The 24,792-nt window shown below is 62.6% G+C and carries 17 protein-coding genes; 7 read left to right on the forward strand and 10 right to left on the reverse strand.

All coding sequences use genetic code 11. From position 1 onward, the window contains the following. Positions 1 to 274: 274 nt before the first annotated feature. The gene (locus OVA12_RS16050; RefSeq protein ID WP_268139077.1) at positions 275 to 1,075 is read left to right on the forward strand and encodes a hypothetical protein; all 801 of its coding nucleotides are present in this window, start codon (positions 275 to 277) and stop codon (positions 1,073 to 1,075) included. A gap of 84 nt (positions 1,076 to 1,159) precedes the next feature. Here OVA12_RS16050 and OVA12_RS16055 read toward each other — a convergent pair whose 3' ends face one another. Together OVA12_RS16055 and OVA12_RS16060 are read right to left on the reverse strand one after the other, a co-directional pair. Further along, positions 1,160 to 1,546, reverse strand: a complete 387-nt coding sequence (locus OVA12_RS16055; protein WP_268139079.1) for an NADH:ubiquinone oxidoreductase subunit NDUFA12 — start codon at positions 1,544 to 1,546, stop codon at positions 1,160 to 1,162. 192 nt (positions 1,547 to 1,738) lie between these two features. Next, complete coding sequence (locus OVA12_RS16060) at positions 1,739 to 2,575, reverse strand: response regulator (protein WP_268139081.1); 837 nt, start codon at positions 2,573 to 2,575, stop codon at positions 1,739 to 1,741. Between the two features lie 679 nt (positions 2,576 to 3,254). Between OVA12_RS16060 and OVA12_RS16065 the strand changes: the two genes are divergently transcribed. Further along, positions 3,255 to 6,953, forward strand: coding sequence for a vitamin B12-dependent ribonucleotide reductase (locus OVA12_RS16065; protein WP_268139442.1), 3,699 nt, complete (start codon positions 3,255 to 3,257; stop codon positions 6,951 to 6,953). Between the two features lie 284 nt (positions 6,954 to 7,237). On the opposite strand, the gene OVA12_RS16070 is transcribed toward OVA12_RS16065, so the two are convergent. The 4 genes from OVA12_RS16070 to OVA12_RS16085 all read right to left on the reverse strand — a co-directional run bounded on the left by OVA12_RS16070 (position 7,238) and on the right by OVA12_RS16085 (position 10,337). Continuing rightward, the gene (locus OVA12_RS16070; RefSeq protein ID WP_268139083.1) at positions 7,238 to 8,101 is read right to left on the reverse strand and encodes a CBASS oligonucleotide cyclase; all 864 of its coding nucleotides are present in this window, start codon (positions 8,099 to 8,101) and stop codon (positions 7,238 to 7,240) included. 7 nt (positions 8,102 to 8,108) lie between these two features. After that, on the reverse strand, positions 8,109 to 8,879 hold the full coding sequence (locus OVA12_RS16075) for a hypothetical protein (RefSeq protein WP_268139085.1): 771 nt from the start codon (positions 8,877 to 8,879) through the stop codon (positions 8,109 to 8,111). A gap of 17 nt (positions 8,880 to 8,896) precedes the next feature. Next, positions 8,897 to 9,745, reverse strand: a complete 849-nt coding sequence (locus tag OVA12_RS16080; protein ID WP_268139087.1) for a nucleotide-binding domain-containing protein — start codon at positions 9,743 to 9,745, stop codon at positions 8,897 to 8,899. A gap of 73 nt (positions 9,746 to 9,818) precedes the next feature. Continuing rightward, entirely contained in the window at positions 9,819 to 10,337 is a 519-nt protein-coding gene (locus tag OVA12_RS16085; protein ID WP_268139089.1) for an SMODS domain-containing nucleotidyltransferase, read from the reverse strand. A 744-nt stretch (positions 10,338 to 11,081) separates the two neighbouring features. Between OVA12_RS16085 and OVA12_RS16090 the strand changes: the two genes are divergently transcribed. From OVA12_RS16090 to OVA12_RS16105, 4 genes are all read left to right on the forward strand, one after another. Then, the gene (locus OVA12_RS16090) at positions 11,082 to 11,507 is read left to right on the forward strand and encodes a hypothetical protein (RefSeq protein WP_268139091.1); all 426 of its coding nucleotides are present in this window, start codon (positions 11,082 to 11,084) and stop codon (positions 11,505 to 11,507) included. A 21-nt stretch (positions 11,508 to 11,528) separates the two neighbouring features. Further along, positions 11,529 to 11,912, forward strand: a complete 384-nt coding sequence (locus OVA12_RS16095) for an NHLP leader peptide family natural product precursor (protein ID WP_268139093.1) — start codon at positions 11,529 to 11,531, stop codon at positions 11,910 to 11,912. Positions 11,913 to 12,076: 164 nt separating this feature from the next. Next, positions 12,077 to 13,207, forward strand: coding sequence for a hypothetical protein (locus OVA12_RS16100; RefSeq protein ID WP_268139095.1), 1,131 nt, complete (start codon positions 12,077 to 12,079; stop codon positions 13,205 to 13,207). A 262-nt stretch (positions 13,208 to 13,469) separates the two neighbouring features. Next, positions 13,470 to 16,340, forward strand: a complete 2,871-nt coding sequence (locus OVA12_RS16105; protein ID WP_268139097.1) for an adenosylcobalamin-dependent ribonucleoside-diphosphate reductase — start codon at positions 13,470 to 13,472, stop codon at positions 16,338 to 16,340. A gap of 411 nt (positions 16,341 to 16,751) precedes the next feature. Here OVA12_RS16105 and OVA12_RS16110 read toward each other — a convergent pair whose 3' ends face one another. The 3 genes from OVA12_RS16110 to OVA12_RS16120 form a co-directional block, all read right to left on the reverse strand. Next, on the reverse strand, positions 16,752 to 18,926 hold the full coding sequence (locus OVA12_RS16110) for a hypothetical protein (protein ID WP_268139099.1): 2,175 nt from the start codon (positions 18,924 to 18,926) through the stop codon (positions 16,752 to 16,754). A 182-nt stretch (positions 18,927 to 19,108) separates the two neighbouring features. Next, the gene (locus OVA12_RS16115) at positions 19,109 to 20,272 is read right to left on the reverse strand and encodes a hypothetical protein (RefSeq protein WP_268139101.1); all 1,164 of its coding nucleotides are present in this window, start codon (positions 20,270 to 20,272) and stop codon (positions 19,109 to 19,111) included. A 292-nt stretch (positions 20,273 to 20,564) separates the two neighbouring features. Beyond that, positions 20,565 to 21,461, reverse strand: coding sequence for a sugar kinase (locus tag OVA12_RS16120; protein ID WP_268139103.1), 897 nt, complete (start codon positions 21,459 to 21,461; stop codon positions 20,565 to 20,567). A gap of 163 nt (positions 21,462 to 21,624) precedes the next feature. Between OVA12_RS16120 and OVA12_RS16125 the strand changes: the two genes are divergently transcribed. Beyond that, complete coding sequence (locus OVA12_RS16125) at positions 21,625 to 23,187, forward strand: EAL domain-containing protein (RefSeq protein ID WP_268139105.1); 1,563 nt, start codon at positions 21,625 to 21,627, stop codon at positions 23,185 to 23,187. A 233-nt stretch (positions 23,188 to 23,420) separates the two neighbouring features. Here the strand turns inward: OVA12_RS16125 and OVA12_RS16130 are convergent, their stop codons facing one another. Beyond that, positions 23,421 to 24,740 (reverse strand): methyl-accepting chemotaxis protein, encoded by a 1,320-nt coding sequence (locus tag OVA12_RS16130; RefSeq protein ID WP_268139107.1) that lies wholly within the window; start codon positions 24,738 to 24,740, stop codon positions 23,421 to 23,423. Between the last annotated feature and the right edge of the window lie 52 nt (positions 24,741 to 24,792).

A 24,792-nucleotide genomic window follows, 5' to 3' on the forward strand; every position in this document is an offset into this window, starting at 1 on the left:
CCGAGTTTCTGGCTCGTCTGTGGCCTGGCTCGCCAATCAGGATCATCAGGCACGCAAATCCAGCCACCTCGAAAGGCCCACGCCGTGCCTCAGGTGACGCAGGGTCTGCAGGCTCTTTTTTCGACCACTGCGTGCGGCTGCGCAACCGGGATGCGCGGCACGAACGGGCACAACCAGCATTTTACCTCACATTAACCATGCACAAGCGACGAGAGCATCGAGATCTATGTCATTGGCTGGCAATGACTTTATTGCCTTGTGATGGAAGCTGTCCTTGTCGAAACCCGTCCTTGCCCTCACCATTCTGATCCCCTTGAGCCTTGGAACTGCTGTGGCCGCAGATCCGTCCGCCACCGCTTCCAGAGCCCAATCGCCGGATCCTGTTGCCGGGGCCATGCTGCGAGGGTCGATCGGATTGCGCTACTGGAACAGCACTGCTTCGTCCGACATATCGGTCAGCGGCAATCGCATGATGACCTCCGATGCGCGTCCGAGCCATTCAGCCGAGCTGGTTGGTGAGTTCGACGATGATATCGATGGAACTTTCTTCCGCGCTTATGCCGGTATTGGACGCAATCTCGATGGCAAGCAAACCTTCCGCGGCTATGCCGCAAACGGACACCAGGACAGCGGGTTTGGCTATGCAGTCATTGATGGCGGCTGGACTTTAGCTCGTACCGACGACCAGTCTGCGACCTTGCGCGGTTTTATCGGCTACCATTTCCTGAATGATGAGTTTGTCGGGGTCTATCGGGGTTCCAAGCGCAACCTGCAAACCAACTGGAACGCTTTGCGGATTGGTCTGTCGGCCAAGGGCCAACTCACGAGCCGCGTTGGCTTCAGCGCTGACTTGGCGGCTGTTCCGTGGGCCTATCACAAGCCCAAGGATGCTCGAAGCGCCTACACATATGGCGTGGAAGCGGAGGCTCTCATGCACATGGCCGTGACGGAGAATTGGCACGTCGGCGTCGGTGGCAGATACTGGCTGCTTCAATCGCACTACAAAGGCACCCGATCCGCGGAACAGACCTATCGGCGGTTCGGACTGCTGGCCGAGAGCAAATACGCGTTCTGATCCTAGTGACTGGAAAATATAAAAAAAGCCCGCTGTCTGGCGGGCTTTCTCGTTGAACCAGGCAGATGTAAAACCTTCGACCGCTTACTGGCCCGGGGTCCAGGGCTGGTAGTCGCCGGTTACTTCCGGGCGTTTGTTGTCGGCCAGGATCGAGCCCTTCGGGCGATAGGCCGCCGGCGTGCCGGTGTGGTTCTGCTGGTGCGGTGCCTGCCAGGACTTCGGGTGATAGGCTTCCTCGGTCGGGGCCACATCAACGCGGTGATGGATCCAGCCATGCCAGCCCGGGGGAATCGTCGAAGCTTCGGCGAGGCCATTGTAGATGACCCAGCGCTTCTTGCCGCCACGCTCACGGTAGTACTTGTTGCCGAATTCGTCTTCGCCGACGAACTCGCCCTTGCGCCAGGTGAAGAAGCGGGTGCCCATGGTCTGGCCGTTCCACCAGGTGAAAAGCTCGAGCAGAAGCTGCTTCATAGTCGGTGCGCTCCCTGGCCGGAAACCCGGCCTCACTGCATGGCGCGTGGCCACGCCGGCCACACGGAATTTGCGCGGAATATGACGGGACTTCGCCATTCTGTCCAGCGGCTTGGACGCCGCTTGCGCGCGTACCGCACAGGTTGCCCGCGATAGCCGGCGCAAGCCGACGCGATCCGGGATGCCGAAGGCTCACGCCTTGGCCTGGCTCTTGCTCTGTGTCAGTGCCGCATAGGCTTGTGCCTTGGCGAGTTTCAGCCGTTTGGCAGCTGGCGTCTCGGTCTTGTCGGCGGTGCGCTTGACGGGCGGCGTGGCCTCACCGCTCGTGTCCGCGCTGGGCGGAGTGGCTTTCTGGGCGGCTTTCGGGGCAGCAACCGGCGGACGGACCGAGTGCGCGCGCACCTGATTGCGCAGGACCGACGGCTCGGTCTGTTGCTGGTCGTCCCCGCTGAAGACCTGTTCTACGGCCTCGAGCGCTTCCTGATAGCGACGCGTTGCCCGCTCATGATAGGCGCGTGCACTGTCGAGCGTCTGCATCTTGCCCGCCTGGGCATCGAGAAGTTCACCAACGCCATCAATGGTATAGAAACCGTGCTTATCAAGCACGAACTCACGGTCGTCATTAAGCAGCCAGCGCAGGCGCGAGAACAGCAGTGACGGCGAGACCGGCTTGACCAGCAGATGATGCGCCCCGGCCCGCAAGGCCTTGTCGACCAGAGCCCGGGTGCCATGCGCCGTGACAAAAAGCAGCGGCACGAAGCAGAGCGGCGCCATGTTCTTGTGCCGGATCAGCCGCAGAAGCTGGTAACCGCTCGACGGCTCCATCTTCCAGTCTGCCAGAATCAGATTGGGCGGCTCGGAGAGCATCGCCTCAAGCGCCGAATCAACCGTATCGAAGACGCGCACCCGCTCGACCTTGAAACTGAGCAGGACGGACCTGAGAATGGCCTGCATCTGGCGCGAGTCCTCGACGATGACGGCGTCGAGCCCTTCCAGTGGCAAGCCAAAGGCGGCGTGGTGATGTTTCATGCTGACTTCCGGGCCCCCAACATGCTCCGACGCGCTATCCATGGCACAGGGGCGCTTAAACCCGGTTCAATTGGCGGGCATGGGTTTTCTTCAAATTGTCTCCATATCGGTTGAACTTCGCAGAACGTGTCAGGCCAGCCGCCGAAACCCCTGATCCGTCGAAGAATCCAGCGCCAAATTCCGCGATTGCCGGCTTGTCCACCAAACTCCCCGATTTCCACAGCCACCACAATATTTAGACGAACGCCACCAAACGACACACCACGGCTAGCCCTCCGCCGCTTGACGGTAACGAACGATTCACACTAATGTCGTCATCATAGGGTGTGCGTATCCGGGGCCGGGAAATCTGGCTGGCCTCCTCCAGTAAAAGTCGACAGGGCGTCGTCGCCTGGCCTCACATTGGCCGGGCGGGTGAAGTCATGTTTGCCACGTCATCCGGCGGTGCGCACTGCGCTGCGGGCGCCTTGGCCGAAGCTGGACGCAGACCCCTTGGTTCACCGGGACCCGGTGCAACCTCAGAATTCGATTATCTGGATGGCCCTGCAGCAAGACAGGGCCCCGTTGACAGGGCGGCGGCAGTTCACAGTCGGGAGACTTGCGTTTCCCGGCATGGGTTTTGTTTGCCTCGACAGACGCTTGCGAGCGTCTTTATTGGCGTGGCGAAGGGGGCATGGGAATGCGGATTGAGCGGCGTTACACCAGGGACGGACAGTCACCCTACGCTGACATCGAATTCACGACGACCACGAGCGAGATCCGCAATCCGGATGGCTCCGTCGTCTTCCGCCTGGAAAACATTGAGGTTCCGGCGCAGTTTTCGCAGGTTGCTGCCGACATCCTGGCGCAGAAGTATTTCCGCAAGGCCGGTGTGCCCGCGCGCCTGAAGGCTGTCGAGGAAAACACCGTTCCGTCCTGGCTGTGGCGCCAGGAAGCCGACATGGCTGCGCTCGTCGGCCTGCCCGAGAAGGAGCGTTTCGGCTCCGAGACCGACGCACGTCAGGTCTTTGACCGTCTCGCCGGAACCTGGACCTACTGGGGCTGGAAGGGCGGCTATTTCGACAGCGAAGCCGACGCCCGCGCCTTCTTTGACGAACTGCGCTTCATGCTGGCGACCCAGAAGGTGGCGCCGAACAGCCCGCAGTGGTTCAACACCGGCCTGCACTGGGCCTATGGCATCGACGGTCCCGGCCAGGGCCACTATTACGTCGACTTCCAGACCGGCGAGCTGACCCGCTCGACCTCGGCCTATGAACACCCGCAGCCGCATGCCTGCTTCATCCAGTCGGTCGAGGACGATCTCGTCAACGAGAACGGCATCATGGACCTGTGGGTGCGCGAGGCGCGCCTGTTCAAGTATGGCTCCGGCACCGGCTCCAACTTCTCGCGCCTGCGCGGTGAAGGCGAGAAGCTGTCCGGCGGCGGCCGCTCCTCCGGCCTGATGAGCTTCCTCAAGATCGGTGACCGGGCAGCCGGCGCGATCAAGTCCGGCGGCACCACGCGCCGCGCGGCCAAGATGGTCGTGGTCGACGTCGACCATCCGGACATCGAGGACTACATCTCCTGGAAGGTGAAGGAAGAGCAGAAGGTGGCCGCGCTCGTCACCGGCTCCAAGATCTGCCAGAAGCACCTGACTGCGATCATGAAGGCCTGCGTCAACTGCGAGGCCGACAATGGCGAGTGCTTTGACCCGGCCAAGAACCCGGCGCTGAAGCGCGAGATCCGCGCCGCCAAGAAGATGATGGTGCCGGAAAACTACATCCGCCGCGTCATCCAGTTCGCGCGCCAGGGCTACACCTCGATCGAATTCCCGGTCTACAACACCGACTGGGACTCGGAAGCCTATCTGACCGTGGCCGGCCAGAACTCCAACAACTCCGTGCGCGTCACCGATGGCTTCCTGAAGGCCGTGGTGGACGATGGCACCTGGGACCTGACCGCCCGCAAGGACGGCAAGGTAATGAAGACCCTGAAGGCGCAGGAGCTGTGGGAGCAGATCGGCTATGCCGCCTGGGCCTCGGCCGATCCCGGCATCCAGTACCACACCACCATCAACGACTGGCACACCTGCCCGGCCTCGGGCGAGATCCGCGCATCCAACCCCTGCTCGGAATACATGTTCCTCGACGACACGGCCTGTAACCTGGCGTCGCTGAACCTGTTGCAGTTCCGCCGGCCGGACCGCTCTTTCGACGTCGCCAACTACGAGCATGCCGTCCGCCTGTGGACCATCGTGCTGGAAGTCTCGGTGCTGATGGCGCAGTTCCCGTCCAAGGAAATTGCCGAACTCTCCTACCGCTACCGCACGCTGGGCCTTGGCTATGCCAACATCGGCGGCCTCTTGATGACCGCCGGCATTCCCTATGACAGCGACGAGGGCCGCGCCTTCTGCGGCGCGCTGACCGCGATCATGACCGGCGTGTGCTATGCCACCTCGGCCGAGATGGCCGGCGAACTCGGCGCCTTCCCGGGCTATGGCGACAACGCCGCCCACATGCTGCGCGTCATGCGCAACCACCGCCGCGCCGCCTATGGCGAGGCGGCCGGCTACGAGCTGCTCTCCACCAACCCGGTGCCGCTGGACCATGCCAACTGCCCGGACCAGACCCCGATCGAGCGCGCCAAGCTCGCCTGGGACCGCGCGCTGGAGCTCGGCGAGAAGCACGGCTACCGCAACGCCCAGACGACCGTGATTGCCCCCACCGGCACCATCGGCCTCGTCATGGACTGTGATACCACCGGCATCGAACCGGACTTCGCCCTGGTGAAGTTCAAGAAGCTGGCCGGCGGCGGCTACTTCAAGATCATCAACCGCGCCGTGCCGGAAGCGCTCGAGGTGCTCGGCTACCGCGCCAGCGAGATCGCCGAGATCGAGGCCTATGCGGTCGGTCACGGCTCGCTTGACCAGGCGCCCGGCATCCATCCGTCCGCGCTGAAGGCCAAGGGCTTCTCCGACGAGAGCCTTGCCAAGCTGAAGGGCTCGCTGAAGTCGGCCTTCGACATCAAGTTCGTCTTCAACCGCTGGACGCTCGGCGACGAGCAGATGGCTGCGCTCGGCGTCACGGGCGAGCAGATGAACGACCCGGCCTTCGAGCTACTGCCGTTCCTCGGCTTCTCCAAGGCCGAGATCGAGGCCGCCAACACCCATGTCTGCGGTGCCATGACGCTGGAAGGCGCGCCGTTCCTGAAGAAGGAGCATTACGCCGTCTTCGACTGCGCCAACCCCTGCGGCAAGATCGGCAAGCGCTACCTGTCGGTGGAAAGCCACATCCGCATGATGGCGGCGGCCCAGCCGTTCATTTCCGGCGCGATCTCCAAAACGATCAACATGCCGAATGACGCCACCGTCGAGGACGCCAAGGAAGCCTACATGCTGTCCTGGCGCCTGGCGCTGAAGGCCAATGCGCTCTACCGCGACGGCTCCAAGCTGAGCCAGCCGCTGAACTCGCAGCTGATCGCCGACGAGGACGAGGACGCGGAAGAGGCCGCCGAAGCCATCGCCGCCAAGCCGATGGCCGCCAAGGCGGAAGTCATTGCCGAACGCATCGTCGAGCGGATCATCGAGCGCACCGTGCGCTCGCGCGAGAAGATGCCGGACCGTCGCAAGGGTTACACCCAGAAGGCCCGCGTCGGCGGCCACAAGGTGTATCTGACCACCGGCGAATACCAGGATGGCCGCCTCGGCGAGATCTTCATCGACATGCACAAGGAAGGCGCCGCCTTCCGCTCCCTGATGAACAACTTCGCCATCGCCATCTCGCTCGGCCTGCAATATGGCGTGCCGCTGGAGGAATATGTCGACGCCTTCACCTTCACCCGGTTCGAGCCGGCGGGCATGGTGCAGGGCAACGAGGCGATCAAGAACGCCACCTCGATCCTCGACTACATCTTCCGCGAGCTGGCCGTGTCCTACCTCGGCCGTCATGACCTGGCCCATGTGGCCCCCGAGGCCATCGGCAACACGGCCATGAGCTCGGGCCCGAACGAGGGCCGGGGCAGCGAACCGGGCGTCGTCTCGCACGGTCTCGTGCGCGGCCAGACCGAACGCTTCCGCCTGGTCTCGGCCGGCGGCGAGCCGGCCGGTTCACTGTCGGTTGCCCCGGTGAAGGCGGCCACCCAGCCGGTCGCCCAGACCTCGGCCGTCGCCACCGCCTTTGCCCGTTCGGGCAACACGGAAGTGGCCCTGAAACTGGAAGCCGCCCCTGCCCCGCAGGCCGCCCCCTCCTCCCCCTCCACTTCGGCAGCCGAGCGCATCGCCCAGGCCCGGATGAAGGGCTATGAAGGCGAAAGCTGCTCGGAATGCGGCAACTTCACCATGGTCCGCAACGGCACCTGCCTGAAATGCGACACCTGTGGCTCGACGAGCGGGTGTAGCTGAGGGAATGACGTGATCCCGAGCCGCTTGGGAAGGCCTGTTCAGGTCATCAGGCGGCTCATGCAGCCCTGAACAAATGAACCTGCCCATCGGAGACGATTGGGCGGGTTTTGTCTTTTTGGGGATTGATGTCGGCTTTGGGGGGACGAGATAGTCCAGACTGAGATGTAGAAAGGCGGTAGCGGACTTAAAAGATTCGAGTACCGTCGTCGAGTTAGGCCCCAAGCTCTCGTCGCCAGGACCTCGCAGTGCAAGGCTATTCGGTAGACAGTGAGCTTGCCGCGATACTATCCGTAAGCTGGGAACTGGTCGCCGAAGATGAAACGCCAGCTCTCAATCGCGTTTTTCGTGAGTCCTCGATTCAGATTGTGTTCCGCGACGAGTGCGGATCGATAGGCGTGATCAAGATCTGCGATCATCTTGTCAGCGTCAGCCCTCAAAAGGTAAGGGGCTACATCATCGTTGTAGCCTGCGGGATCGGCGACCTTGTACCAAACCTTGCTTCGCATCTTATCGAACACAAAGCGGGCGCCGCTGGGATAGTCGGTGATAGTTACGCCCGCCAGGACATCGCGAACGAGAACTTCGATATGAAAGGATCGGAAGCGGCCACCTCTTTGGCGGTTCCAACACTTAAGCATCTTTATCAGCGGGACCAGCGCCCCTTCATGCGCTTTGTTCGATGCGGACCACAATTCAACATGCTTCTTCGGATCGGTGGCAAGCCACCTCGTCATATTGGCGTCGGGTATGAGGAATCCACCTCCGGTCCGGTAGAAGCCTGGAACCACATCCACTTTGAAATCCGAGAACGTGACGGTGACGGCCTGCCCGTCGGGCTTGATCCTCGGCGTGGTGGGGTACTCCTTCTTCAACGTCGTCATCACGGATGTCAAAAGAGAGCTCTGATTTCCGGCCGCATAGTATTTCGGATCGAGCACGACAAAGACGTCGATGTCTGCGGTGTTGAGGGGAGCGATCATCGTGTTTCGACGATAGGAGCCCGTGAGAAAGGTCTCGAGCACGACAAAGTCGCGGGCTACCGAGTCGCGGACGTTTGTCTGACGGGTGGACGTGGTACTTTCCTGAAGACTAGTGATCTCCAGATTGGTCTTGAACTGACGAAAGGCTTCACCGACTGTCGTCGCCATAGGGGTCTCAGAGGCCAAGTTTCTGGCGTATCTGCTCCCACTTGGCAGTCAGGTCCGAATTGTGTTTGTGAAACACGCTCGATGACAGAAGGATTGCAGCCGTGGATTTGGTGCTTTCATAAAAGGAGAAGAGATCGACTGCCTGCGACTGCGCGACCGGACGGGAGAAGGCAGGCTTCGCGACGAACATCGCATTGAGGCTGTCGAAAACCTTTTCACTTCGGCTCCGAAGCCATTCAAGCCGAATCCAGCGCGACAATACATCTTCGCTAAAGAGAACCTGGGCGAGGACCGCGAGAACCTCGAGGTCCGTTGAGCGATAAAGAATTGCCACCAAGTACAGGCAGACGTAACAGAGCGTCGTCGCGCGTTGCCCTACCAGCATTTTCCTCGAGACGTTCGACGTGAAGTACGCGCTCTCCATCGTCGACGCGGCGAGGCGCTTGAGAGAATTGGTTTGCTCGTTGTTATAGTAGCCGACAGTCTCTTCGTTCGTCAGCGCAACGTCGAAACTGTTCTGGAGAAGCTGACGCCTCCGCGCGTCCTCTGCGCGTGGAAAAAAATATAGCTTCTGCGCCTGCCCCAGAGCGAAGAAAAGTAGTACGCAGACGACGAACCCGATTTGGATGGCATCGTAGGCGACAGGATAGGCGGCGCGATCCACAAGAAGAGCCGCGATCGATAGGATCGACACTACCCAAAATAGCCAGCCGGCTACACTCTCGGCACGCTCGAGCGGCTTGTAGTAATTCTCACCGACGGTATCGATTTCTGGCATATTTTTGTTTCCTCGACCTACTTGATGACGACGTAGAAGGGGTCGCTGAAACCAACCAGGCGGTCATCGGCCCTGCGAATTATGAATGCCTCCGTCATATGTACTCCTCGGTATTCCAGGCTCTCCCAAAGGCGGTCACCGTCAGTCGGCTTCTCGAATCCGCCTCGTCCCTTCTTAAGCGCCATCGCCACCGCACCGGTGTTCGTAACCCGCCATCTCACATAACAATTGGTGGGAACCGTTTGAAACTTGTTGACACGGACATCAAACCAAAGTCCGCCACGCGAAGGCAAGGCTTCGCCGGAGTTTATCTGTTGTTTTCGGCTAGAACCCCTAGCCTCGCGATACTCTGCGAATACCTGAACGTTGCGAGATACATTTTCGGCAGGTAACCACGGCGACGGTTGTAGATGCGGCGGCGTCCGAAATTTAGATGGAAGAATATCGACGCCGAAGTCGACTACACTGTCAACAAGACTGTCCAGATGCGCTGCTCCCTCCATGAGCATGGCGCGCACCTGCTGGCGCGCCGACGCTTCCTGCTTCTTTACATTTTCCCCCTTCGCAAAGTCGTCGCCGAATACCTGCCGCCACTTCTCGATGCTGTCTGACCGGGTCGTGGCGTTCACGGCGTCGTCGATCCATTGTCGATACTTGTTCACAAAGCTCCGAAAATTGGCATACTGCGTGTCGTTCCAGAGGTCGGCGAAGTCCTCGGTGGCAAGCGCCGGGTTGGGGACTTTCGGCTTGTCCGGACGGGCCTGAAGCCAATCATCCAGCCTTCCCATCACCGTCTGCAACGCGCTTGGCGTATCGGCAAACTCATTAGAATATTTATCATTCCATTCGATTCGATAACCGATCAATGTTGTAAGGAGAACCGACTGGCAGCTGAACCGCTTCTTGATATCGCGAATGTACTTGATGAGGCGAGTCGCTTTACGGAACGAATTGTTTGCCGGAATATCCGTTCCTCTCCTGTATCCACCTCGTGTAATCGACGGGCTGGGTTTCTTCGAATGTGTCGTTTCGTTTATCGCAGACCTCGAGAGTTCCTTGGAACTCGCGGTCCATGACAAGCGGGGCGATGTCTATCTTGCAATCGTCGGCGTATGTAATCGTGACGCAGTAGTCATAGACTACCGTCTTATCTCCATATCTTCCACTATCAAGAAAAACGCGACCCAAGTCTCTGACGTATTGCGCCGCGCTCCATCCATCAACTGGCAGAACTCTAACGAGCAAGTCGGCGTCGAACTCCCCGCCGTCCACTGGTCGAATGATGGTGTCGTGCGCCCATGACCCTTGCTTGATGAAAGCAGAGATCGTTGGCTCCCAGTCGGAGCCTCGGAGGAACGACTTGATCGTTTCGACGCGCACTTCAAGCAGATCAATCCGGTTCTTGTTGAGGTTCACAGTGTCACGGAGAAAGTCTTTGAAATCACCGATAAGCTTCATTGAGCCCCCCTTTGAGCCCTAAATAGGTTCATAATGGCAAACCTCAACCGAGGCGGGAAAATAGTTTCAATGTTCTTATTGCGTCAGGGTGCAAGGATTCAACTTGCATCAGTTCCGAGGCACATTGATGACTGACGCGCTTTGCGGAAGCCCTAAGCCGACTAGGTGGCTTTCGGGCATTCAATCAAACTGCTTCGTCGTCCGGAATGGACCACAAAGTGGATGCTCGCTTCGCGAAGAACAAACGACGGAACCTAGTCGCAATTGCCCACTCCATCCGAATTGTTTTGAACCGAAGCTTTCCTCGCCTAGCTTCGCATAACGTGCCTTATGAAAGGCTAGTTTTCACACCGTCCCATGCCGGTTCCCCGGAACAAGTTTGCCCCATCCAGCCCACCTCTTACCAATTGGCGATTTGTCGCTACATACTGGCCAATTGGAGACTTTCAAAATGCCGCTGCAGCCGATTGTTGTCACACCGGCAAGTCAGGACCGGTCCGCCATCACCGAGGCGAAGGCCGGGGCGCTGGCGCGGGTGGCGATGAACCTGTTCCGTGCCTAAGGACACGGAACAGGCCCCGGCTGTTGTTTGCAATCCGGGCCGGGGCGGCGCGGTGGGGGGGCATCCATCTTCCAACCCTGAAAGTTTCAAGGTCCAATCCCCGCAAGGGCGGCGAGGTCGGGCAGTGTGGGGTCATGAAGCGGCAAGACCCAAACGGTCTGGCTGACGACAGGAGACCCTAGATGCGTGACGCGACAGACATTCACCCGATGCCAGAGAGCCAGCCGGCACAGGAGACGCCCGCCGGCCAGAGCCTTGAGCGGGTGATCCAGGACCGGGCGGCGGTGGATCCGGTGTTCCGGGCAGCGCTTGTGGCCGATCCGCTGGCGGCAATTGCCGAGGCGTTCCGGCTGGCGCCGATGCCGGGGCTGAAACTGCGGGTGATCGAGGAGCAGCCGGGCGAAGTGGTGCTGGTGCTGCCGCGGGCGGGCGCGACGGAGGCCGACGAGCTCTCCGAGGCAGAGCTGGCGCAAGCGTCCGGCGGCTTTACCGGCGTCAATGGCCAGATCGTTGATTCCGTCACCTGGGCCAACACCAAGATGCCCGGCGGCCCCAATGCCATGGGCAACGTGTTCCTGCGGCCCGGCCGTCCGTTCTTTCCGTTCTGATCCCACACAAAGGACCCTGCCATGACCGAACAGACCTCCTGGAACCGCGCCGACGTCGAGGATGTCATCCGCACGCAGGCGGAGACGGACGCCGCCTTCCGCGCCAGGCTGATCGCCGATCCGCGCGGTGCCATTGCCGAGCTGTTCCGCGCCGAGCCAAAGGCGGACCTCACCTTTTCCGTCATCGAGGAACAACCGGGCGAAGTGGTGCTGGTGCTGCCAGCCGCAAAGGACGAGCTGTCGGTGGCCGAACTGGATCAGGCCTCGGGCGGGGCAACCTATACGATCACCATCAACAACCGGTCGGGACAGGGCAACTACTTCGCGTTTCAGCCGAACCCGGGCTACTGGATCCTGCCCGGTGGCGGCTCGCGCGGCATGCCGCCGTTCTCCTGGTGGGGATGAAGGCGGGCCTGGGCACCCTGCCCGCCGGCATCGGGGCCGCGCGGCGACAGGGGCGCTCGAATCGGCTAGGCTTCAATTCAGGCGTGCGACCCCTCGGGATTAATCCTCTGATAAGGAAAACCCGGCAGGGTTGAACCCAAAGGTCTCGGCCGAGGAGCCAGCCGATGATGATCCTGAACAGCCTGAAGACAGCCACGAGCTTTGCCGGCGGCAGCCTGACCCGCGGCAACGGGAATGGCGCTGGTATCGGTGGCGTCAATGGCAGCGGGCCGTCCGGCGCGGGCGCAAGGTCTGGCGATCCCCTGCCCGGCCTGACCCTCAGCGACGAGCTGGTCGAGGACATCAAGAAAAACGTCGAGACCAGCCAGAGCCTGCAGCGCTCGATGGAGAGCGCCAAGGACGGTGCGCGCGGCGAGAAGGTCGCGCGCCTGAAGGAAAAGATCGAGCAGCTGAAGGAGCGCATCCGCTTCGCCACGCCGCAGCAGGCCAAGGCTCTGATGAAGGAGCTGAAGCAGCTCGCGCGCGAATTCAAGGGCGCGGCCAAGGATCTCGGCAAGGACGGACAGTCCCTCGCCTCCCCCTCCGGTCTCAGTGCCACGCCCGGCCTGTCCGTGAGCCAGACGAGCACACAAGCCGCGACCACCGAGGTTCTGGCCTCCGCCAGCTCCCCCTCCCTGACCGGGGCGCTTTCCACCAGCACGGTGAGCGAGGCCGGAACGGCTGCGGATACGGAGACGGCCGCGCCCACGAGCCAGACGGCAGAGGCCGGCAAGACGTCATCGGACAGCGCTGAGGGCAAGGACGCCGGCACAACGGCGGCCGAGGACGCCAAGCCGCAGACCTCGGCCGAAAAGCAGCAGGAGCTGCGCAAGTCGGTCCTGTCCTATGTCAACGAGCAGGTGCGCGAGGAAATTACCGTCGCTGGCGGGCGCGCCGAGGCGATGAAGCTGGAGCGCGACGAGCTCAAGAAAATCGGCAACGAGATCAAATTCATAGCCGGTCAGATTGAACTCCTGCACAAGCTCGGCAAGGACGATCGCGACGACAAGCTGCGCAAGGATCAGAAGAGCGCGCTGGAGGCCGTCGAGGACGGCATGGACGAACTGAACGATCCCGGCTTTAACCGGAGTCTCGATGCAGCGCTCAGCGCCCGCGACGCGCTGGAAGGTCCGGCTGCGGGCGCGGCCCCCGAGGACCCGGCGGATCCCGGCGTGCCGCCGCAGCTGGGCAGCCTTGCCTATGGCGCGTCATTTTCCCTTGGCCCGATTGCCTCAGCGGCAGACATCATCGCCTGACCTTACCGTCTGACTTCGCCGCCTGACCTCACCACCTGAGCTCACCGGGATTTGTGTTTTATCGTTAACACCCTTGCGCCCAAGCGCGCACAAGGGCTTATCCGGCCACAACCTCAATACACGCGAATTTCACAACCAAAGCTCCCGCTTGGCGCGCATTCATTTCAATTGCAACGATTGTCAAACCTTAACAAAAGATTAACATTATTGACGCGGTCGCCGGTCTCCCGAACCGGTGCATGTCTTGCGTAAGGGGCTCAGCATGCGGATCGAACGTCTTTTTACCCGCGCCGGCGAGGACGCCTACAGCGGGATCAGTTTCAGGTCGCATACCAGTGAGGTACGTACCCATGACGGGCGCGTCCTGTCGCGCCTGGAGGGCATCGAGGTGCCGGCCGCCTTCTCCCAGGTGGCTGCCGATGTGCTGTGCCAGAAGTACCTGCGCCGGCGCGGCGTGCCGGCCCGGCTGAAACGGGTGGCTGAGGCAGGCGTGCCGGAGTGGCTGCAGCGCCAGATCGCAGACGAGGCGGCGCTGGCGGACCTGCCTGAGGCGCTGAGGTCGGGCGGAGAAACCTCGGCCCGGCAAGCCTTCGACCGGCTGGCCGGGGCCTGGACCTATTGGGGCTGGAAGACGGGAACCTTTGCCAGCGAAGACGATGCGCGCGCCTTCCACGACGAGATGCGGGCGATGATGGCGCTGCAGGTGGCCGCGCCCAACTCGCCGCAGTGGTTCAACGCCGGGCTGCACTGGGCCTATGGCATTGCCGGCGAGGCGCAAGGCCACTGGACGATCGACCTTGCCACCGGGCAGGCGATCCCCTCGCCCAACGCCTATGAACGGCCGCAAGTGCACGCCAGCATCATCCTGTCGGTCGAGGACGACCTGGTGAAGGAAAACGGCATCATGGACCTGTGGGTCCGCGAGGCGCGGCTGTTCAAGTACGGGTCTGGCGTCGGCTCCAATTTCTCGCGCCTGCGCGGGGCCGGCGAGCCGCTGGACCATGGCGGCCGTTCGGCCGGTCTCCTGTCCTTCCTGAAGGTAGGCGACGTGGCCGCCGGCAGCCTCAGGACCGGGGCAACCACCCGGGCGGCGGCCAAGATGGTGGTGGTCGACGTCGACCATCCCGATATCGAGGCCTTCATCGACTGGAAGGTGCAGGAAGAGGAAAAGGTCGCCGCGCTGGTGGCCGGCTCAAAGCTCGCCAAGCAATGCCTCACCCGGCTCAATGACCTCATCACCCAGCTGCATGAACGCCACTTTGCCGATGCTGCCTTCAAGCGTGACCTGGACGCCGCCCTGGCCGAAGCCCGCGCTGCACTGATCCCGGACAGCTACATCCAGCGGATCATCCAGTATGCCCGCCAGGGCGAGGACGGGCTGGAGTTGAAGACCTATGACATCAACTGGGACTCGGAAGCCTACCGGACCGTCGCCGGCCAGAACGCCAACAACTCGGTCCGTCTGCCGGACAGTTTCCTGCGGGCTGTCGCGGACGGCGCCGGCTGGACGCTGAGCGGGCGCACCGGCACAGCCCATCGCCGCACGGTTTCCGCGCGCGCCCTGTGGCAGCGCATCACCCGGGCCGCCTGGGCATCGGCTGATCCCGGCCTGCAGTTCGACACGGCGATCAACGCCTGGCACACCTGCCCGAACAGTGGACGCATCAACGGATCGAACTCCTGCTCGGAGTTCATGTTCCTCGACGACAGCGCCTGCGTGCTCGCCTCGCTGAACCTGATGGCCTTCCGCCGTCCGGACGGGCGCATCGACCTTGCCCGCTATCGCCATGCCATCCGGCTCTGGACGATCAGCCTCGACATTTCGACGAGCATGGCCCAGCACCCCTCGCGGGCGGTCGCCGAAAACACTCATGCCTTCCGGCCGCTCGGCCTTGGCTATGCCAATCTCGGCGGACTGCTGATGTCGCTGGGCCTTGGCTATGACAGCGATGCCGCCCGGGCAACAGCCGCTGCCCTGACAGCAGTCCTGACCGGGACGGCCTATGCGACCTCCGCGGAACTGGCCGCGCGGCTGGGGGCGTTCCCCGGCCTTGCCGGTAACGAGGCCGACATGGCGCGCGTGCTCGCCAATCACCGGAGCGCCGCGCACGGCGCCACAGTGCCGGAGGCCTACATGGGCCTTGCCCGGTTGCCACTGCCGCTGGATCTGGCCTCCCTGGCCGATCCGGACCTGCGGCACGCCGCCGAGACGGCGTTCGATGCGGCGGTTGATCTGGGCGCGCGGCATGGCTGGCGCAACGCGCAGGTCAGCCTGATCGCGCCGACCGGTACCATCGGCCTTGTCATGGACTGCGCCACAACGGGCATTGAGCCGGACTTCGCGCTGGTGAAATACAAGACGCTCGCAGGCGGCGGGTTCTTCAAGATCATCAACGCGATGGTGCCAGCGGCGCTGCGCTGTCTCGGCTATGCGGAACATGATGTGCGCGACATCGTCGCCCATGTGGTGGGACGCGGAACGCTGGCGCAGGCGCCGGCCATCAATCTGGCCGCGCTGGCGGCCAAGGGTCTGCCGAAGCACAGTCTTGATGCGCTGGAAGCCGCCCTGCCGAGCGCCTCGCATCTGCGCGACGTGCTGACGCCAACGGTGCTGGGGGCCGAGACGGTCGCAACGGCACTGGGTGTGTCGCTGGAGACGGTGCGGCGGCCCGAATTCGACCTGCCGCAGGCGCTCGGCTTCAGCCGGATGGAACTGGAGGTGGCAAGCGCCCATGCCTGCGGCCTCCAGACCATCGAAGGCGCGCCGCACCTGGCCCCCGAGCACCTGCCGGTGTTCGACTGCGCCACGCCCTGCGGCCGCTCGGGCACGCGGTGGCTGTCGATGGAGGCGCATGTGCGGATGATGGCGGCAGCGCAACCATTCCTGTCTGGCGCAATCTCGAAGACGGTGAACCTGCCGCGGCATGCCCGGGTCGAGGATTGCGAGGCGGCCTATCGCCTCGCCTTTGATCTGGGGCTGAAGGCCATTGCGCTCTATCGCGACGGCTCGAAACTGTCGCAGCCCCTGTCAGTCAGCGGCGCGCAGGCAGACCCGATTGCCGAACTGTTTGCCGCCACGGCGCAGGAGCGCAGCCGGGCTGATCGCCGCACCGATCAGGCCGTGTCCGCCTGATCACCTCTCCACCCGCGCAAGTCCCCCTTGGCCCTTGCGCGGGTGCCCCCGGATTGCGCAGCAGACTTTATTTAGCCGGCAAATTTAGCCATCAGTCTGAGATTATGGAACTATTAAAGATTCCCTAACGAGCCCTTTCCAGGACCAACCCTGCCTGAAAGGCATACGAGTCCGATCTGAAAGAGCAATTCTTTCAATAACTTGTCCGAACTTGATGAAACTGCCCCTTGGGCAGGATTGGCCTGATCGAAACCGAGCTCGGGCGCTGCTGGCCTGTTGCGTCCCGGCGCAAGGCGGGGATGGCGCGGAGCTGGGGTTTCGCGGCCCTTCGCCTGCGGCAGCATTGCAGCCAGGCGGAGGAAGGGTCTGAGGCCGCAGGCGGGCCTCAGACCAGATTGTGGCGGTGTCCGCTTACTTGCTGCGGACCGTGGCGTTCAGGAGATCCGGGATCGCGTTCGGCGAGGCCATCATGCCGATGAGCTGGGTCACCGGGACCGGCTTTTCCGGAGCGATCTCGATGACGATCTCCTTCGGGTCCATCAGGAAGACGCGCAGGGCTTCAACCAGTTCCTTGCCGAACCGGGTCGCCGCCAGCGGACCCATGTCATTGGCTGCGGTGTCGGCAAGCCCCATCGCCAGCGTGTCAGCCGACAGGTTGGCGTCCTTCGCCTGCTTCTCCAGCATTGCCCGGACGATCTTGGCATCGCTCGACCGGATCATGGCGGACTTCACGGTGGCACCGGCAAGGGCGATCTGCGCCATTTCCGGTGTCTCGAACAGGGCGCGGGAGACGCCGCCGAGCGCGAAGGACATCTTGATCGATCCGCCGTCCTTCAGCGTGACGCTGAGGTCTTCCATCACCAGATCACCGGTGGCCTCGTTCCAGGTCACCTTCAGGTTCTGGTCGATGACGACGTCCGTCACCTTCATGGCGTCGAAGACCGAACGCGCATCCTGGTCCTCGATCAGAGACACGGGGAACCGGATGCCGCGCATCGACAGGCCGATGTCGGTCGGGATGCGGTTGATGTGGCCGCGCTCCGTCTGGCGATACTCGTCGACATTGATGATGCCGCCAAGCGAGGGGGCATCGAGGTTGAAGCCGACGATCTCGAACAGGCCGAGCAGCGGCCGGGCGGCCAGCGACTGGGCGACGGTGGGTTCGCCTTCTGACATGCCGATTTCCATCAGCGCCATCAGCGAGGGGAACTCGAGATCGGCAAGTGCGACGCGGTCGAGCTTGAGCTTGCCTTGACCAGTCGCCTCACCGGCGAGACCGTCCATGGCGAACTCGCCGATCCCCTTGGACGACAGGTTGCGCAGCGTGGTGCGGGCCAGCGTGCCATTGACCTCGGGGGCCGTCACCTTGACGCCGTTGATTTCCATCTTGCCGAAGTAGAAGGCGGCGTAGGCCTCCAGGGCGGCGGTCAGGATTTCCATTTCGTCCGGCGACTGGTCGAGCACGGCGGCATCGAGCATCGGCAGGACACGCAAGGGGGTGGTGTCGGTGACGCCGAGATCCTCGGCCGTCAGGCTGGCAACGGTGGCCTCGAAGTCCTTGCCCTTGACGACGATGTCGACAACGGACTGATCCGCCAGGACGGTCTTGCGGGTCGGGTCCGTGCCCTGCCCCAGCAAGGACAGGATGGGCATGAGGTCGGTGCCGCGCACGACCTGCCGTCCGGTGGAGACCTCAATCATGTTCGGCACGGTTGAACCGGGCGTCGGAAATGGCTGGGACTGGACGGTGCGACCAACGGAAAATTCCCCGATCCGGCCATCGGCCTGATTGAGGATGACGTAGTCCTCATACCGCGTCACCGCGTCCATGCCGGGAACACCGGTCTGACGCGTTTCGATGCTGGCGACGGCCATCCGGTCAACCTTGACGTCGAGCAGCAGCTTGGCGAGCGGAAGATACTGGGTGACCGGCTTCTGCGGGTCGTTCGGCAGCGCCGGCAGGGCCGGCCAAGCAAGACCGGTGGCCTCGTAACCCTTCTGGACGATGACCATCTTCAGGTCGGGGAGATCGGCAGCCGGTTCGCTCGCGGCATCGGCATCAGCAGTTGCCTCGCCTTCCGTTGCTTCACCTTCGGTTGCGGTCTCTTCGCCGGTTTCCTCTTCGCCCGTGCCTTCCTCAGTGCCAGCAGTTTCCTCGGCCGAGCTGTCGTCCAGCTTGGCAGAGGTGTCGAACAGTTCGCCCGGCAGATCGGCTTCGATCGTTAGGTCACCAGGGATCTTGATGCTGTCGGCGGTGTAGCCCTTGGCCGAGCGGGCGAGCCCGGTCAGGGTCATTGCATCATAGGTGACGCGCACATCGACCGTTTCCCCGTCCTGTCCCGGCAGCGGGATCGAGAACACGACTTCGCCGTCATGCAGCGTCACGTCACGCTCACTGAGACCGGGTTCGATCCGGCCATAGCGGGCGACGGTCGCGCCCCAGGCCTTGTACTGCTCGTTCCATTCCCGGACGATGTCGGCGGCCGTCTCGGCGTGGGCAGCGACAGGCAGGCTCATCACACTGGCAATGAGGGCTAAACGCAGGGCTGCGCGATTGGCGCGCGGGAATGCGGTGTTGGCGGACATCAGACGCCTCCAGGTCAGATCGCGCAAGGCGTTGCGCGGGTCAAAAAATCAGTGCCGGCGGACCGGCTGAAAAAACCGGACGCGGCCGAAACAGTCCGGCCGCGTCCGCAATCGCTTGTCTCAAGCCTGATCCGCAGTCACGGACGGTGTGACCGGCCGGACCGCAGGACCTCAGGCAGAGATTACTGGCCGTTGGCCATCACCTTCACGCCGAGGACCTGCGGCAGCGTCTGCGGCGCAAGCATGGCGGTGCCCATGATCTGGGCGACCGGCACCGGCTGGGCCGGCTTGGCTTCGATCTTGAGCGAGCCCGGCTTGTCGAGGAACGACGACAGCGCAGTCGACACCGACGTCTGGAACTCCGGGTTCTGCAGGATGGCCAGCATCATCGGCAGACCAGCCTTCAGCTGTGTGACAAAGCCGGCGCGGTCAGTGCCGGCGGCCTTGGCCTGCTGATCCAGAACGCGCTCGACAACGGAATTATTGTCGAAGCCGATGCTGAGCGTGGTCACGCTGAGGCCCTGCAGCAAGGCGAGGCTTTCCTCGGTGTTTTCCTTCGCAGCCTCAAGCTTGTTGACGACGTCTGCCGTCAGGCCACCCACCTTGAGCGCCATCGACAGCTTGCCCATGTCCGCAAAAGTGAGGTCGAGCTGCGGGATGTCCAGATCGCCAGAGGTCGGCGACCAGGTGAAGTTGCTGGCCAGATCCATCGAGAGCTTCTCGTAGCCGAGCTCGGTGAAGGTCTTCTTGCCTTCCTCCTCGAAGTGCGCCGGATCGATGATCAGACCGGTCAGCTGCAGCTCGCCGGCGGTCGGCCACTTGCCCTCCATCGCGCTGGTGGCGAGGTAGAGCGAATCGATCGAAACTTCCTTCTTGCTCTCGTCCAGGATGTTGACGCCTTCAACCTCAACCGTGCCGTAGCCGGGTGCCGACGAGCTGTCACCCTTGGCAATATCGGCAGCGGACGGAATGACCACTTCGGTCGCAACCAGCTGCGCGATGGTGATCACGCTCTTGTCGGCGGTCAGGGTCACTTCCTCGAGGGCGAGACCGCCGAGTGCGAGCTTGCCGTCTGCCTGCTCTTCAGCACCGGTCAGCGTGGTCACGCCGATTTCCAGCTTGCCGGTTTCCGGCTTGCTGCCTTCCAGAACGATCATCTCGATGATCACCTGATCACCGTCCTCGGACACATCGCCGATCGAGACAATCTTGCTGTCACCGGTTTCGATGCGCTTCAGGAACGCGTCGGCGGCGGCATTGCCCGTCGGGTCGAAAGCGAGCGCGCCTTGCGTCAGGAAAAGACCGACGACGGCAGCGCTGACACCGCGCAGGAGAAAGGATCGCATCAAAACACTCCAAAACATGACGATAGGGAACCTGCCCGGCTGGCACGATGCTCCAAGCCAATCCGTGAGGCAAGCGAATTGAGACCATCGGGAGCACTGCACCTGCCCGCAGCGAACCGGCCGGCCGCCTCGCCTTCGCAGGGCCTCCGTCCATGCCCATTTGCGCGGCATTACAAGGGCAATCGACGCGATTTCGGCGGCGAAAATAAGGCCGTCAGCTTGCGTGAAGCCGGGGCCGGCCCTGACCGCCCCTTGCTGTCCACACCTCGTCAGAGTTGACAGGAGCCAGGCTTCAGGCAGCCCGTTCGGGATAGGTCGCAATCGCAGCGGCAATGTCGTCGCGGTCCGGCAGGCTCGCCTCGTTGCCGAGATGCTGCACGGCATGGGCCGAGGCGGCGCGGGCGAAGCGGAAATGGTCTGCCCAGGACCCGTCGCGGTTGGTCAGGTAAGCCGCGACATAAGCACCATGGAACGTGTCGCCGGCGCCATTGGTATCGACCACCTTTTCCTTCGGCACGGCAAGCGAGGGCATGTGCTGCACATCGCCCTTGCCCTCATACCAGTACATGCCACGCTCACCGACCGTTACGCCGCCAACGGGGCAGCCCTTGGCGCGCAGATAGTCCAGGGTCGCGGGAACCGACAGCTTGAGCTGCTCGCAGAAGCGCTCGGAGACGATGGCGACATCAATGAAGGTCAGAAGGTCGGCCGTGTTCTCGCGCACAGCGCCGCCGTCGAGCGAGGTCAGGATGCCCGCCTCGCGGCAGGCCCGCGCATAATGCAGCGCAGCGTCGGGCATGTGACCGTCCAGATGCAGTGCAGAGCAGCCGGTGAGCGTCAACGGCGGGAACGGATGCAGGAAATCGTTGTCGCGGCAGCGGACAATCGCCCGCTTGCCGTCCTTCGGCATGATGAAGGACAGGGACGATTCGCGCACCTTGCGCCCGTGCACCGAAATGCCGTAGCGCGCGGCCATATCGAGGAACATGCGTGCCAGCCAGTCATCGGCCAGCGAGCACAAGACGTCCGGCCGGGCCCCGAGCTTGGCGCAGGCGAAGGCCGCCGTGACTGCATTTCCGCCAAAACTCACGGAATAGTCGTGCGCGATCGCCTTCTCGTCACCGCTGGGCAGCGTGTCGGTGAGGAAGGTGATGTCGATGTAGGATTGACCGATAAACAGCGAACGCATGCCAATCTCCCAACGAAAAGACGCAAATCATGTATAGTTCATGAGACTCGTTCTGCGCCGTTCAAGTGATGTTTACGTCTGTGGCGCAAGGTCGCAAGGACCAACAAGGGGTTTAAGTCGCGCCGTGTCCCGTCGTTACATGATCTTTCTTCGGGCTGTCGGCGTGTCCCTCCTGTTGGCTCTCGCACCGCTTCTCGCTGCCAATTTCATTCTCGACAACTACGCCCTCACCAACGCCCGAACGGAGATGACGGCGATGGCGGAACGTTATGTCGCGCGCGGGGAAAACGCCATCTCCAGCGCTGTCGCCATGCTGCAGAAGCTGCATCGCAACACGGCGATCACCTGTTCGCGCGAAGACCGCCAGATCTTCATCTCGGCGATCGGCGAACTGGGCTATCTGCAGCGCATCGGGCTTGTTGACCGCAACGGCGTGCGCATGTGCATCGTGCCGGACGGTCCCATCGGCGGCGAGGCGATCCTGCCCGCCCTGCGCCCTGATGCGCCGCTGGTTGGCATCGGCATGCTGGAGCAGCAGTTCCTCGGCACCCATGTGGCCGTGGTCAGCTGGAACCTTGGCAATTCGAACCGGCTGTTTGCCGAAGTCGCCCCCGCTTCGATCTCAATCGATGCCGGCCCGGAATATCTGCGCGCCTTCCGCAGGGCGGAACTGCGCCTTGGCAATGACGTGCCCTGGATGGCGGTCGGCGGTTTCAGCTCGGAAATGAACGATCCCGAGCAGGTGATCACCGTCGAACTGTCGTCCGCGCGCTATCCGCTGAAGGCGATCGTCGTGGCGCCCAAGTCCGCCGCGATCAGTCTGGTGAAGGATCTGAAGATGATCGTTGCCACGGCGAGCGCAGGCTTCGCGCTTGTCTTCATCGGCATCGGAGTCTGGTTCTCCTGGCGTCCGGACAGCGAAGCGGATGACGAGTTCATCGCTGCGATCAAGCGCAAGGAATTCATTCCCTATTACCAGCCCGTCATGGACATCGAGACCGGGCGCCTGCGTGGCTGCGAGGTGCTGATGCGCTGGCGGCGGCTGGACGGAACCATGGTCTCGCCGGGCCAGTTCATGCCCTATGCCGAAACGACCGGCCATATTTTCGAGATGACGCGGCAGATGATGCGCCAGACCGTGGTCGAGGTCGGCGAACTGTACTCGGAGAACCCGGATCTCAAACTGTCCGTGAACCTGTTTGCAGGGCACTTCAACGACCGGAAAATCATCGAAGATATCAAGGAGATATACGGAAAATCTCCGATCGCCTACCAGCAGATCGTGGTCGAGGTGACCGAGCGTCTGCCGTTGCAGGATCTCGAGCTTGCCCGCAAGCTGATTGCCGAGATGCAGGCGCTCGGCGTGCGCGTTGCCCTCGACGACGTGGGTACCGGTCACGGCGGCATGGCCTATCTGCAGAAGCTTGGCATCGACATCATCAAGATCGACAAGATGTTCATCGATGCGCTTGGCACCGACGACAGCTCGACGACGATCGTCGACTCCATGGTGGAACTTGCCGACAACCTCGGCATGGGCATCATCGCGGAAGGTGTGGAGCGCATGGAGCAGGTGGAGCGCCTGCGTGAGCTCGGCGTGACAGCCGCCCAGGGCTATCTCTTCGCCCCGCCCCTGCCCGGCAAGCTCTACATCGACCTGGCCAATGCCCTGACGGCCGGAGCGGGCGCTGCCGCAGACGACGAAGAAGACGAAGCCGCCGCCTGATCCGCGCGCTGCCTTCGGGCGCTTGGCCATCCCAAAGGCGCACCCCAGACACTTCACTTTCAATCCTGATGATAGCGCCGTGTGACATCCCTTTGCCCGGCTCTGCAATGGCAAACGCCGGCCCGGACGTGCCGGACCGGCGTTGACTTGTCTCCACAGCTGTGGGGCCCATCCTGCCGGCCAGCCCCCCCCCTGTTCGGGCGTTGCCAACTGGCAGGTGCTTTGCCCGGATCTCAGGCGGCGCGAACGTCCGTCAGGAAGCGCTCGACCTGCGCCTTCAGCCGTTCGGACTTGCTGCTCAGCTCGCCGGCGGTTGCCGTCACCTGGGTCGCAGCCGACCCGGTTTCGCTCGCCGCGCGGGTCACTTCCAGAATGTTGCTGGTGACCTGTTCGGTTCCCGTAGCCGCCTGTTCGACGTTTCTGGCAATCTCGCGGGTTGCGGCGGTCTGTTCCTCGACGGCTGACGCAATGCCTGCGGCGATTTCATTGATTTCGGAAATGGTCGTGCTGATCAGCTGGATCGCAGACACGGCGCCGCTGGTTTCCTGCTGGATGCTGCTGATCTGCTGGCTGATCTCTTCCGTGGCCTTTGCAGTCTGGCTGGCGAGATCCTTGACCTCGGAGGCGACGACAGCAAATCCGCGCCCGGCCGCTCCGGCCCGTGCCGCTTCAATCGTGGCGTTGAGAGCAAGCAGGTTGGTCTGGGCTGCAATGTCGGAGATCAGTCGAACGACCTCGCCAATACGCTGGGCTGCAAGCGCCAGGCCCTGAATCTGACTGTCGGTCTGGTGCGCCTGATCCACGGCGCGTTTGGCGATCTGCGCCGACTGGGACACCTGGCGCGAGATTTCCTGGATCGAGCTCGACAGTTCCTCTGTGGCGGTTGCCACGGTCTGGACGTTTGCCGATGCCTGTTCCGCCGCGCTGGCAACCGCAGTCGCCCGGTGCATCGTGTCTGTCGCGATGCCCGACATGGAATGCGCTGTGCTCTCCATTTCGGTCGAGGCACCCGCGACGGCACTGAGCAACTCGGAGACTCCGGCGTCGAAGTTTTGGGTCAGCTGTTCGATCAACCGGCCACGCTCCTCGCGCAGTCTGGTTTCATGCGCCTCGCGCGCGGCCAGCTCATCGGCACGGATCATGTTGTCCTTGAACACCTGAACGGTCGCAGCCATGGCGCCCATCTCGTCGCGCCGCTCCACACCCGGTATGGCAACCGCCTTGTCGCCCCCCGCCAGCGCCTTCATTGCTGCCGTGATGGCAAGAACTGGCCGTGAAATGCCGCGGCCGATGACCCAAGCGGAGATGATCCCGACCAACAGACTGGTTGCGGCAATCACAACGGTCAGGATTGCGGCGGTTTCCATCGCAGCGCTTGCCTGCGGGCCAAGGACATCCTGTTCCTTCTTGACGGACAGCTTGAGCTCGTCCATCGCTGCCGACATCTTAACGCCCGTGGCATCCAGCTTGTCCTTGATGACTGCGTTGCGGGCGTTGATCGTATCGAAGACAGCGCGCACGGCTGCCTCGTACTGGCGATGCAACTCGCTCACCTCAGACGCAAGCTGAACCCGCCGCGGATCCTGAAGCGACGCCTTCAGCTCT

This window comes from Pannonibacter sp. SL95 (assembly GCF_026672425.1).
GTDB lineage: Bacteria > Pseudomonadota > Alphaproteobacteria > Rhizobiales > Stappiaceae > Pannonibacter.